We start from the raw sequence: 12,800 nt of genomic DNA on the forward strand, positions 1-12,800 counted from the left end.
AGAGCCCGAGGATGGGGTTCGATGACGGAACGGCCTCGGGAGCTGTCTGTGGCAAAACCAAGCGACGCGATCCGGTGAATTGACCGTTATATTGCATTTATTCTAATTGATCAAGTGCGCGCACGCATGTAAGAAGGGAAGGGTTGTGAACTGACTGACATTGAACCCAGCAGCTGTCAGAATCACCCTGTGGTTATCGAAGCAGAGCGGACAGACGGCTCAAGCCGGGTCGATGGCGCGCTAATCCAGCGAGAGTTGGTGTCGCTCTCCCCTGGAGAGTTCGTCAACCACTACGTCATCGATCGTGTGCCATGGATATTTAGAAACCGTCGTCAGTACGTCGAGTGGAAAATCGAGCTGGGACGTGACCTTGACGTCGATCCGTTTTCAATCGTTGTGGTCGGAAGTGCCTGTGTGGGCGTCAGTCTTTCACCGAAGAAGAATTTCTCTCACTTTCATGGGGGATCTGACATTGACATTGCCATAATCAGCTCCCGCCACTTTGATGAAAGTTGGAGGTGGCTTAGAACATTGACTCCCTCGCAAAGCCTAGCGCTGACCAAGTTCGAGAAGAGCATGTTCAAATGGCATCATAAAAATCTGATTTTTGACGGTACAATTGCGGCAGATCAGCTACTGTCTAAGGTTCCATTCGGCGCCCAGTGGACGTCTGCGCTAGCGAGAGCTTCTCTCAAAGAGCCAACTCAAGGAAGAGAAGTAAAGGCGCGAATCTATCGAGACTTCGAATCCTTGCGTTATTATCAGGTTAAATGCGTCAGGGATTTGCGCTTTGAGTTGACGATGCCAGATAGCGAAGGCTAGGCACGCGGAAACCGTCGAGCAGAGTATACGAGATAATTCAAAGGAGCGGTTCGTTGAGCTATGAAACACCTGCCAATCAGCGCTTTGCGGAAGCCACGCATCAGACGATCGCATGGTTTTGGAAGAGGCTGAACGCGGGGGAGTTGGAACTGAGCCCACCCTTTCAGAGGAACCCGGTCTGGCAAGTTTCTCAGAAGTCTTACCTTATCGATACGATCCTTCGCGGTTATCCTGTCCCTGAACTGTATCTGCAGTCTTCCACTACGGCTGAAGGGGATGAAGTGCACACAGTCGTGGACGGGCAGCAAAGGATTCGCGCATGCATGGAGTTTGTGGATGGGTCGTATGCGCTCACAGATGATGCCGGGGATTACAGCGGTCTAGCCTTTTCGGATCTCGGCGATGATCTGAAGCGGCGAATTTGGCAGTACCGTTTCGTCGTCAGGTCTCTGCCCATCATGGAAGAAGATGAAATCCGAGACATTTTCGGTCGCCTCAACAGGAATAATGTAGCGCTAAATGGTCAAGAGTTGCGTCAAGCGACTTACTGGGGTGAGTTCATCACATGCGTAAATAAGCTTAGCCAAGACGAATTCTGGGTCACCTCGAAGTTGTTCACGGCAAATGATTTCCGCAGGATGCTGGATATCGAATATGTCGGTGAGCTAGTCGTAGCCGCATTGTTTGGTCCGCAAAACAAGAAAGCGAGCCTGGATAAATTTTACAGTGCGTTCGAAACGGATTTCCCGGATCGAGCGAAGGTGGAAGACGTCTTTGCTAAAGTTCTTGGAGAGTTGACGCACATTCTCGAATGGCCCAACAAGTGGCGATGGTCCAAAAAGGTCGACTTCTATTCGCTCTTCCTTGCGCTTTCTTCGCACGTAGATGAACTGCCTCTAAACTCTGCTAGCAGAGCTGCCTTCCGTGACAAGCTTATCGATTTCTCGGAGTCTGTGAATCAGTTGGTCCGACTTCCGGTTGGCGTGTCAGCTGATCCGTCGGTAAGTCTGGCTGCCCGAGTTTATGAAAGCGGGGTTCGGAACTCCAGCGACCTTGCAAGCCGGCGTAAGAGGGTCATGGCTCTTCAGAGCGTGCTATGGGGACCCGAGCTGACCGATGAGCTGGAAGAAGGCGAGGCTAGTCCCGTATCTCGACTCGCGACGATCGAAGACCTGTACGCCTCGGCAGCCAGTAGGGACGGCGAAGATGCCTCATCCCTGGATGACGCGCGAGAGTAAACAGGGAAGAGGGGGATCAGTCATGTTTTTGGTGACCGCTGTACACCCGTCGACGAGCCCGGATATAGCCGCAGCTGCTGGCCGCGGCTCAGTCACTAGGCCACCGCATTAGGAGTTCGATCTAATCTCGGCCTAGTCGGGCCTCGCCTCGTGCGCTGGCGCCGTCCCCGGCTGACGCGTGTTGCCATCGTCTGGGGTTGTTGATATTAGCGGAGCAGATCCGGCACCGGGCAGGCTTCCAAGGGCTCATCGGGCCGGTCTGCCCAACGCCACCAGACATGCTGTCCGCACTACTTCCATAGCGATCGTCAGTGCCGCCGGCCATCGCCCTGCCGCTTCGAGAGCACGAGGCCGACTGACCTCATGGGCTGAATGCACTCTGCACAAGCCGAGCGGTCGTCGCTCGTACAGCTGCGTACGTTAGCGGCATGACCCCTTCGTTCCGATGCAACTTGGGTGAGGGGGCTGCCTTGGGCGGTGTGGCTCTCACCTGCACTAATGGTCCGTAGACGTTCGCACTCGTCTGCGTTGTTCGCTGGCGTTGTCACGCAGTTAGACACTCACGAGCTGCTGCTCCCCGACAATATGCAAGCTTGGCGCGCCTCAACTCAGCCCCACGAACAGGGTGCGACAGCATGTGGCATGCGGCTTGCCCGGCTAGCTTCCGTCGTAGGCAACTTGCATTCGTATGGTGCCCTTGGCCGTGTGCAGGAAAGCGTCACCCTGCCCGGCCAGAGCCTCTGCGCCGGTCTCGTCCAAAATGATGCGGCTGTCAGTCGCGGTCTTTACCCTCAGGGCGAGCTGGGCGGGGAAGTTGGATCGGATGGTTGTCGAGATAACGTCCGCGCTCGGACGCTGCGTGGCAGCGATGACGTGGATGCCAGCAGCGCGTGCCTTCTGCGTCAGGCGCTTGAGTAGCGCTTCGATTCTCTTCTTCTCTTCGGGATCGCTGGTGAGGTCGGCGTACTCGTCCAGGACGATGACAATCCATGGCTTTCGGTCTGCTTTCTCGACCTTGGCGTTGTACTCGACGAGCTTGCGGGTGCGGATCGCCTTCATGTCCTTGTATCGCACGGCCATCTCTTCGACAGTTTCCTCAAGAATCTCGATGGCGTCGGCGGCATCCATACCGATCGTGCCATCAAGGTGAGGGTCGTCCTCGAAGTCCACAAGCTCGGTGCCCTTGGGATCGACGAGGCGGAGCCGCAGGGCGCTTTTGTCATACCGGACCAAGCCCTTGAGGATTGTGTCCAGGGCGACGGACTTTCCTGATCCGGTAGTGCCGGCCACCAGCAAGTGCGGGGAGTCCGCGGAGGACAGGTCGATGGTGACCGGGTTGCCTTCGATGTCGGCGCCAAGGGGGGCGATGAGGCTCTCGGGATCGGCCGGGCATTGCTGCCATAGCGCCTTGGCGTCGACCCCGTATTTCTCGTCGTCGATCTTAGGGATCTCGAAGAGCACGGAGCCGCGGTCGCTGCGGGTTCGAATGCTGAATCCGGAGGGTAGTGCCAGGGCTAGGAAGATCTCGTCGCGTCGGTTAGTCAGCTTGTCCACGGTAACCCCAGGATTGGGGATGAACCGGAAGATGTAGAAGCCGGGTCCCTCCTGCCACTTGCCCACCTCAGGGGCGGTCACCACGACCTTGTGGCGAGCGAAGACGTCGACAATCCTATTGTATCGAAGCCTCAGTTCCTCCTCGGAGAGCCCACCGCGATGAGCCTTCAGAGAGACAGGATCTACCTCTGTGGCAGAGGGATGCACAACTACCGTGCTCGGCATGGTGGCTAGAGCAGTTGCTTCGACAACCTTGACGGGCGCCGCTGGTGCTTCCGGAGCAGGCAGGTCGCCAGCAATTCCTGCTGAGGCGGTCTCGACGCCAGTATCGGGGATCGTCACGGTCCCACTGTGGTCCTCAGATACAACAAGGGGGTCGGCGTTGGTGGGGTCCTGGTTGGCGCGCAGAGCGCCGATGACGTTTAGCAGTTCGCGCTTGTTCAGCCTTACCAGGATGTGCTGGCCGAGGCTCCTGACCGCCGGTGCTGACTGGTCGTCCTCGGCTGAGACGACCACGGCAATGCCGGTGACTTGACCGAGCTGGACCTCCTCGGAGCGCAGGGCATCAAGGACCTTCGCTTCAACCTGACGGTGATCGTCATTGCCGATCAAGGTGCGAGCTGGAAGGTCTGCCGCGTCTAGGGCGTTTTCACTGGTCTGAGCGATTGCAGCGGCAAGCTCGTCCAGCCAGAAGGGACGATCGTGGCGAGCCTCGCCGTCCGAGCGGAAAGCGTCCTTGCACAGTTCGGTGGTGCGGTTGAGCTGTTCCTCAGCCGAACCGACATCGAAGGTCTGGCGGAACTTGGACTCGGCGACCAGGACATCCAGGCGAACCGTGCCGTCGTCCTGGACGGTCAGTACGAACCGGCCCAGATCGGCCCGGGTTTTATGTCCGCGACCGAACCAGCGATGGTGCTCGTCGAAGCTGATCCAGGTGACCAGGCTCGTGCCCTGCCGAGAGACGGGAAACTGCTGGTCGATGACAAACCGTGTGGCGACCAGGCCTACGACTTCGTTGACTGTGGTGCCGATACCGAGGGAGCGCAGCACGGCGCCAGGAGCCACGTTGCGGCCGACCTCGTAAATCCGCTTGGCGGTGCCTTCGGAGTCCTGCGGGGTGACGACACCGATCTGCTCCAAGCGGCGTCGCAGTCGCTGGACGACGAACTGCCGGCCGGTCTGGGAGCTGACAATGAGGGTGTACGACTCGTTCTTGCCGACATGCGGCTTGACGAGAATGACGTCAGGGCGGTTGCGCAGTGCATCGATCTGCTCACGACCGATGAAGCTGTCGAGGGTGACGACCCAGTGGGCTACGCGGTGCAGATCGGCGAACAAGTCTTGATGCTGGTCGAACTGCACCTGCATCTCGAAGTAGTCGATGCCGTCGACACTCTCTCGGGAGACCGGGGAATGGCGGTCATAGCGCACGCACAAGGTGGACCACGACTCAAGGGCCTCGTCGGCGGTTTCGGGCAACAACGCTCTCACGACATTCTCGCTGGTCTGAGCCAGATTATGTGAGGCCGGGTGCTTCCAGGGGTTGAAAAAGCCCGACATGGATTCCTTCTTGGTGCTCTCCTTGATGCTGGTCTGGGTGCCGAACAGTGCCGGAGCGAGGACGAGGTCTACAGTGTCTACCAGCCCAGACAGTTCTACTTTCTGGTCGGGTTCCCATGCCTGCAGGATGAGTTGAACGTCGGGCAGGAAGCTGTCCGCGGACATCTCCGCGCCGGAGAACTGCAGGTCAAATCCCTGGATGATCTCGTGATGGGTGGCCTGTGGGGCCAGCACGATCAGATCAACCTTCAGACGAGGGTTCTTGGCTCGTACTTGCTTGGCCACGCGCATTGGCAGGACGGGATCGCCGTTGCGGTCCAGAAGCAAGACGCGGAGGCCGTCGAGCTTGTGGGGGTAGGTCGTCAGGTAGTCGGTGATGACGCGGACCATCTCATCGATCGCGGTCTCGTCGACGCTGGAGAGCCATTCCTTAGACTCGTTGCCGCCATGGCGGACCGGTGCGTACTCTTCGTGTCCGGCCGACTCCCGCATCGGAATGGCGACCGTGCCGTTCGGCCCGACGAGGACCGCCGGTGTTCCGTGCGGGGAGATGCGGTCGATAGCGTCGAAGAAGAGATCCTCGTTCTCCTGGTTGAGGCTCAAACCTCCATCTTTGTCCAGAGCGATCTCAATGCTGCGGGCGGTCTCTGTGTAGTTCCGCGCCAACCATCGCAGCTTCAGCGGGTGGGTGGCCAGCATCATCATGCGGTGATCGGCTAGCCCGATGACGTCGGTCAGGACGACGGCCTTAAGGTCTTCGTCCGGAGCGTTGTTGGGCACCAGGACGGTGCGAGCTTCGCGGAGGATGCCTTCCCACTCGCGTACATAATCGTTGATGTTCCCGGCCTCGAGCCCTTCGGAGAGCCGCTCGAAGTGTCTCCGCTTGAGACGTTCCAGTTGGCCAGCGAAATGAGACCCAGGGACAGGTGCCGGCTCGTCGACCTGCCATTGCCGAGGGTCGTTGAACTTCTCGAGGAAGGTGTCGAAGGTCAGATCGCTGGTATAGTCTGGGGGGTTTCGCCAGCTGTCGATGAGGGCTGCCAGGGCTATCTGCCCGGGGATACCCAAAGGGTCCCAGCGAAAACGACGCTGGGCGGCGCCGTCCATCTCGACCAGGAAGCGCAAAGGTGCCCACTCGGTGTTCACGTCGAACGGCTCTTGGGTTTCGTGGGCCTCCGGCACGGCCGGCTTCGTCACGTCCAGCAGGCAGCCTTTCACCTCCAGAGTCAGCCGAAGCCCGGTGGAGTCCTGGATGTCATGCAGGGTGCGTGCGTACAGGAAAGCGAACAACCAGCGGCTCCACCGCCCGGCTTCCTGGTTGCCTTCAAGCCCGACGACGACGGTGCCTTCCTCTTCGTCGGAGAAGTAGGTCAGCTCGCGCAGCAGAGCACGCAGTGGGTCTTGGACGAACTGAGAGTCCGGGAAGGCAAGCTTCTCAACTTTGCGGCGCGAACGCTTGGACAGCAGGTCGGCCAGCGCATCAGCGCCACCGATGGGAGCCTCGTCAAGGAAGCGCTGTGCGGATTCCTGGTCTCCGCGGTCAAGCCCCTCTTCGATCATCATGGCGTCGAAGTCGTCGATCCGACCTGCGGCCTTCTTCTCGATTTCTTGCCTGACCTGCTGCCCAAGGCCGATCTTCTTGGACTTCTGCTCGAAGACCTCGAGCCAGAGGGCCAGGTCGTGCCCATAACGCAGCTGACGACGATCCTGCAGGTCAGGCCCACTGCGGTTGAGGTTGAGCACGAGGTTGCGCATGCGGGCTTTAACAGTTTCTGAATCTGCTCCGATGTGAGCCAGGGATTCCTCAGTGAACTCAGCCGCTGCGATGCGGTCTATCAGGTCTTCCGCGGTGATTTCCTTGCCGCTGGGTTGCTTGAAAGCACTGACGCAGACGTTTTTCTTGATCCGGGCAGGCAGTGCGGCAGGCTTGAAGAAGAGGCTTCGGTCCGGGAAGAGACCAAGAGCGGGCAAGGCTGCAGAAATCTCGACACAGACGACGTCAGGTGTGTGGACCCGAGTGGCTACGACCTTCTGTGCCGTCTCGACCAGGAAAGCTGCCCAGCGGTGCAAGGAACGGGAATCTTCATCGGTGACGGCACGCCAGATGTCGGGCAGGGATTCGGCCATAGGGGCTGGAACGGTGCCGCTGCCACCCGCCTCGCGCCATGCGTCGGCCATGAATCTGCCGAACCCGTGTTCGCCTGAGGTGTCATGGTGGTCGCCCAGGATCGCGGCATCGTCAAGAGCGTTCATGGCCGCCAGGCCTTGTTCGTCCGGAGACTGCCCCCACTCGAACAGCAACACCGCCGTGCCTTGCACAGAATTCCGCCATTTGGTCAGCTGGTCCCCCCGATTTAGCAGGAACTCACCAGGTACGCCGTCTATCTGTTCCGAGGTGCCGACCTTGACGACAACCTGAAGTTCTGGGGACTCCGATAGTTTCTGAGCCGTGTGACGAAGGGCCTCGGCTACGGTCGGCTGATCGAACCCGCTGACACGCAGGCCGACACCGGTCCCGTTGGATTCAGCGACCTTGCGCAGTGCTTCATCGGCGACGAACCGGCCGAGCGCTCGGATACTGCTGTCGGTCACCGGGGCTCCCCTCGAACCATGCTGGTTGAGTCTGAATACTGAGTGAGCAGACCGATGGCGGCCAGCTTCTCTCGGAACGCCTTGCCGTTGCGAGCAAGGACTGATGAATCGATCTCATGGGCCAGCGGGCTCGCGGACGCGACCTTGTTCTCCGCCACTAGGCCGTAGTTCTTGTACAGCAGGGCACAGAAGTGGTCGAACTCTACCTCCGTGCCCTGCGAGACAGTGGCTGATGCCAAAGCCTCAAGCATGGGGGGTTTCATGGTGAAGTGTCGACGCCCGACCGTTGCGTTCAGGGCTCCCACAGCGGCGAGGGTCTCGCTGAAGAATGCTCGGGGCGATGCGACTGCGCTGTCCGTCTCCTTGGTGAATCGCTGGTAGCGGTTTTTCTTAGCCTCGTCGCCTTCGGCCTCGTTGATCATTTCTCGGGCCTGTATGTTGATCGCATTGCCGATGTCGTGGCGGAAGCTGGTGAGATTGTTCTGCGACTCGCTGCGCAGCGGGGTCGCCTCGTTGCCGAAGTCCATCAAAATCGACTCGCCCTCGGTGAAACCCAGCTTTCTGCGTGCGAGGTGAAGCTGGTGGCGGGCCAAGCAGTAGGGGACCCAATGCATGAGGCTCTCGGTGCGTTTGGCTCTTGGCGTCGTAGTCCGGGCGACGATGTTACGAGCCCCATTCCTCAGCAGGCCAGGCCACGGGCTGAGGTTTTCGTACAGGTTAATATCTCTTTCTGAATCGTCTTCGTAGGGCTGTTCGTCGTGGTCGAAGTCGTGGGCGCTGAGAGCCTTGGCGAGATTGCCCAGCGGGGTGCCGCTGTCTCGAACAAGGTCGTCCAGGCCCCGTCTTGTAGCCGCTTTGCGGCCAATATCAGGGTCACAGCGCAGGACCTTGTAGGCCCAGCCTCCACCGTCACGGAAAAGATAGCGCTCGATGCTCGGAGCCTTGACCTTGCCAGTTAGCTTGCTCGCTTGTTCACGTTTCTTGGGGGAGGCACCGCGTTGATTGACCTGTCGATCGACTGCGTCGTAGTGGATTAGTTCGCCGACGAACGGATAGATGTGTGCCCCGAACCAGCTGGGCTGACTGCGGCGCCCCGGGATTTCGACCAAAAGGGACGAGAACAGGGCATGGAGCGTCTCCAACGTCTCGGGGGAGTCCAGCTCAACCGCTTTACCGAGTTCTTCGTCGCCTTCAGCGATGGAGGCTCTGGTCGCGATCCGCCGAGCCAAGTCGTGTGACGTCCTCGTGTAGGCGACTCTGTCTCCGTCGTCCAGGAGTCCTGCGTGTTTTTGTGGGTCCTTCTGATGTGCCAAGTAGACGCCGCGGGCGATCGCGAGCATCTCAAGCGCGACGTAAAAGCCGCGGCCCTGCTGTTCAAGATTCACACCGAATAGACGACGGACGACCTCTGCCTTGGAACGATCAGCCATTACGCCCGCACCGACCTGATCTTGTCGCCGACGTCGATCATGAGCTTTCTCATGACGTTGCCCACCAGTACCTGGATCTCGTCGTCCTTGTTCAACGAGTCAGCCAGCTCTGCCAGGGATCCGCTCAGCCCACGGATCTCGGCCTCGTGCTGGACCTCGCTACGCAGGCCGGCGGCCCATCGCGTCAGCAGCTCGAAGCGCAGAAGATCCACTTCGACCGAGACTGCGGGCTGGTCGGGGTCGACGGCTGGGATACGGATGTAGATGGAGCGGTTGAGCCACTCGACAGCGTTCCGCATCCCTGGGGTATCGCCCGTACGTCCTTCCTTCTGCCACTGGGTGACCTGGTCGACCACCTCAACGCCCTTGCTGGACACTCGTCGGGAGATCACGGCGGCGCGGGCGCGATGGGCGAAGAAGGCCGGGTCAAGTACGAGGAAGTCCGGGTTGCTCCCAGCCCGGTGGATACCCTGGACGGCTTCCAAGCCCTTGAGGAAGCGGTCTCGTACTGTGGTGTCCGTCGGGTCCCCATTCTTGTTCTGGATACTGACGAAGTCGTCGCCGGCCTGCAGGCCCATGCGGGCGAACCGGTCCTTGTTGTCTATGCTGTTGAAGAAGTCAGCCCGCCGCAGGAACGTGTACAAGCTTCGCAGCTGTTCGGCCTGCCTCTGTGCATCCCGGATCGTACGAGCCCTTTGCAGGTAGCTCTTGGGGTCCTCGGGAGGGAAGCGGCCGACTGTGTCTGGGTCAAGGCGGTCGTCGACTTGGCGGCGAGAGACCTTGCCCGGGTCTAGCTTGCGCAGCGCGAAAAAGGCAGGCACCCGGTGACGCTGTTGCTGAGTCAACCTGTCGCCGAAGAGCGCTTGGTGGTACAGGTGGGGCGCCTGCCACAGTTTGTTCGAGTGCGACCAGTGGTACTTGGTGTGGACGTTCTCACAAGACAGACCACCGGTAAGCATGTAGCTGGTTACTGCTAGCGCTTGTCGGGTTGTGACCACGGCTCCGGTGCGTTCCGCCGCAGCGAACAGGTCTCGGATCGCAGCCCGGCGCTGGGGCCCGTGGGCGGCATCGTTCAGCTCGTTCCGGTTGGCCAGAATTGGGCAGACATCCTGTGCGTCGCATGTCTCACACGGCTTCCACCGCGACCATTGCGGGGTCGTCCACTGCCTTAGCACCCAAGGGACGAAGCCACCGTTGCCCCCTTCGGCTGCCACGGACTGGTAGTTGAGGTTTATGACAATGACTGTGCCATCGGGGCTGCTGACCTGCCCACGAGCAATGCCGTCGGTGAGGGTCCTCACCAGGATCTTGGTGCACCCTGTGCTGTCGTTGTCGCGGTTGTCGTCTTCGGCGACACATGCACGTAGTTGGCCCTCGTTCGCGCAGACAATCGCGATGCCCTCATCCGGAGGGTCGAGTAGCTCGACGAGCTTTTGGGCACCGGCCTGCGCATCAAGCTCGCTGAGATCTCTCAGGATGTACAACGGGCGCCCGCTACGGGTCTGGCCGAGGGAGCGGCTGGCGTCGCCGGCCTCAGTCAGTTCGTTGAAAACCGCTCTTTTGCGGACATCTGATGGGATCGTCTCGCCGCCGACCCACAGCTCAAACAGGAGGCTGGCACACAGGCTTGTCTTGCCATGACCAGCGTCCCCGGTGAGGACGATGGTCTTTATGCTCGGCTCCTCTATGGCGCTCAGCAGGTAGTCCAGCGTCGCGACGCGGAACAGTGACTGCGTACGATCTGCCCGCTCGTAGATCATCTCCGAGGTGTCGACGTCGAACGGCTGGTAACTACGTATCCGTTGGACATGTTTGTTGACCTCGAGCGGCATGCGGCTGTCCTTCGTCGACCGGGCAGGGAGCGCTGGAGGATTCTAGCTGGCCGCGTTGCTGACGGTAGATCAAATACGTGGTCGGGGCGCCAAAGTACGCCTGGTCAGTCCGCCGGAGACTACGTCGAGGTCCTTGAGGTCCCTGATCACTGCGGTTGGCGCTGAGGCACTCGCCACTGACTGCGGTTTCGTTCAGGACCGGCGGGACGTGGGCCTTGCCGACGCCGCGGTAGCAACAGCGCCGCAGGTGATAACCGATGACGAGATGGTTCAGGGTGCTTGTGATGCCGGAAGGCGGGGCGTAGAAGCGTCGCGATCGGAACGGCTGGCGACACTTACCTACCGGTCGCCCGCGCGCGGTCATCCTTGATCGAGTACGATGACCGCTCGTTCCGCCGGTACTACAAGCAAGGGCAGATGGGGGGCACACGTGGGTAAGCAGTACCCCCTGCGGGCTAAGCGGCGGCCGAAGTTTGAGGAGGGCGTCGGCTCCCTGCGAGTCGTAGACCTCTTCGCTGGCTGCGGTGGCCTCACCTTGGGTATTGCCCAGGCAGCCAACAAGCGTGACGTCTCGCTTGACGTTCGTCTCGCAGTTGACTTCGAGGCAGCCCCCACCAAGGTCTTCAAGGCCAACTTTCCCAAGGCCAACGTCGCAGAAGGAAGCGTTGAGTCCTACTTCGACGGTGACCTCGGCGCCTCGTTGACCGCTCAGGAGACTGCGACGCTCTCCACGGTGGGTGAGGTCGGACTCTTGATCGGCGGGCCGCCGTGCCAGGGGCACAGTAACCTCAATAATCACACTCGACGCGATGACCCCAAGAACCGACTTTACCTGCGTATGGCTCGTGCCGCAGAGGTTTTGCGCCCTCGCGCAGTCGTAATTGAGAACGTGCTGGCCGTTGTCAATGACAAGCAGCAGGTGGTCTCCCGCGCTATCGTGCACCTTAAGAAGCTTGGATATGACGTTGCCACCAGTCGTATCGACCTACTCAAGCTCGGGGTCGCCCAAACGCGCAAACGCCACATACTGCTGGCCATCCGCGAAGACGCGCTGCCTTTTGGCTTTTCCGCTGCCGACCTGCTGCAAGTTGAAGACCACAAAGCCACACCCCCTGACCTGCGGTGGGCGATCGGCGATCTGCTCGACGTCCGACCGAAGTCATTTTTCGATGAGGCTGCCGTACCCAACCCTGAAAACCAGCGGCGTATGAAGTTTCTTTTCGAGAATGACGAGCACAACCTGCCGAACGAAGAGCGCCCTGAGTGTCATCAGGGCGAGCATAAATACACCTCGATGTATGGCCGCTTGTGGTGGGACCGTCCGGCTCAGACTATTACCAGCGGTTTCGCTACGATGGGTCGCGGACGCTTTGTCCACCCTGAAGTACCGCGGTGTCTGACCGCCCACGAGGCCGCGCGTATCCAGGGTTTCCCGGACTATTTCAAGTTCGTCGATGAAAGAGTTAAGCCTCGCTACGAGCTAACTCGCACCGAGGTTCAGGTCATCATCGGCAACGCCGTACCTCCGCCCCTGACAGAGGCGCTGACCTCCAGGCTCTTCGACGCTGAGGTACTGCTGGTGAAGGAAGACGCGTCCCAGCAGCTTGAGGACGACTTCGCAGTCTCTGCTGTCGACCTCGCCTGCTGAGCCTGCAACGGGCTGATCCCATCCGAGGGCATCAAGGTCGGCGAATAGCCCTTCTGGCACGGTTCTGGCACGTCAGCCTGGGTGCCGAATGACTCCGCATCCACCCTTCGTCTCATGCGTCGGC

6 protein-coding genes are annotated in these 12,800 nt (G+C 60.1%); 3 read left to right on the plus strand and 3 right to left on the minus strand.

The genetic code is table 11. From position 1 onward, the window contains the following. The first annotated feature begins 189 nt into the window (after positions 1 to 189). Positions 190 to 822 (plus strand): hypothetical protein, encoded by a 633-nt coding sequence (locus V7E45_RS02465; protein WP_333772367.1) that lies wholly within the window; start codon positions 190 to 192, stop codon positions 820 to 822. Positions 823 to 875: 53 nt separating this feature from the next. Beyond that, a complete protein-coding gene (locus tag V7E45_RS02470; RefSeq protein ID WP_333772368.1) occupies positions 876 to 2,060 on the plus strand; it encodes a DUF262 domain-containing protein in 1,185 nt (394 codons plus the stop codon). A 657-nt stretch (positions 2,061 to 2,717) separates the two neighbouring features. On the opposite strand, the gene V7E45_RS02475 is transcribed toward V7E45_RS02470, so the two are convergent. The 3 genes from V7E45_RS02475 to V7E45_RS02485 are packed head-to-tail and all read right to left on the minus strand — an operon-like array spanning position 2,718 to position 11,028. Then, on the minus strand, positions 2,718 to 7,766 hold the full coding sequence (locus V7E45_RS02475) for an FtsK/SpoIIIE domain-containing protein (RefSeq protein WP_333772369.1): 5,049 nt from the start codon (positions 7,764 to 7,766) through the stop codon (positions 2,718 to 2,720). Beyond that, positions 7,763 to 9,196 (minus strand): hypothetical protein, encoded by a 1,434-nt coding sequence (locus tag V7E45_RS02480; RefSeq protein ID WP_333772370.1) that lies wholly within the window; start codon positions 9,194 to 9,196, stop codon positions 7,763 to 7,765. Before V7E45_RS02480 ends, V7E45_RS02475 begins: the two co-directional genes overlap by 4 nt. Beyond that, positions 9,196 to 11,028, minus strand: a complete 1,833-nt coding sequence (locus tag V7E45_RS02485) for a hypothetical protein (RefSeq protein WP_333772371.1) — start codon at positions 11,026 to 11,028, stop codon at positions 9,196 to 9,198. Before V7E45_RS02485 ends, V7E45_RS02480 begins: the two co-directional genes overlap by 1 nt. A 430-nt stretch (positions 11,029 to 11,458) precedes the next feature. Between V7E45_RS02485 and V7E45_RS02490 the strand changes: the two genes are divergently transcribed. After that, positions 11,459 to 12,676 (plus strand): DNA cytosine methyltransferase, encoded by a 1,218-nt coding sequence (locus V7E45_RS02490; protein WP_333772372.1) that lies wholly within the window; start codon positions 11,459 to 11,461, stop codon positions 12,674 to 12,676. The last annotated feature ends 124 nt before the right edge of the window (positions 12,677 to 12,800 follow it).

The sequence above is a fragment of the Streptomyces sp. IBSBF 3136 genome (assembly GCF_036815105.1).
In the GTDB taxonomy this organism is placed as follows: Bacteria; Actinomycetota; Actinomycetes; order Streptomycetales; family Streptomycetaceae; genus Streptomyces.

Excerpts from the sequence above, each read along its gene's own strand:
- V7E45_RS02480 (WP_333772370.1), bottom strand. The coding sequence starts at position 9,196 with ATGGCTGATCGTTCCAAGGCAGAGGTCGTCCGTCGTCTATTCGGTGTG.
- V7E45_RS02485 (WP_333772371.1), bottom strand. The coding sequence starts at position 11,028 with ATGCCGCTCGAGGTCAACAAACATGTCCAACGGATACGTAGTTACCAG.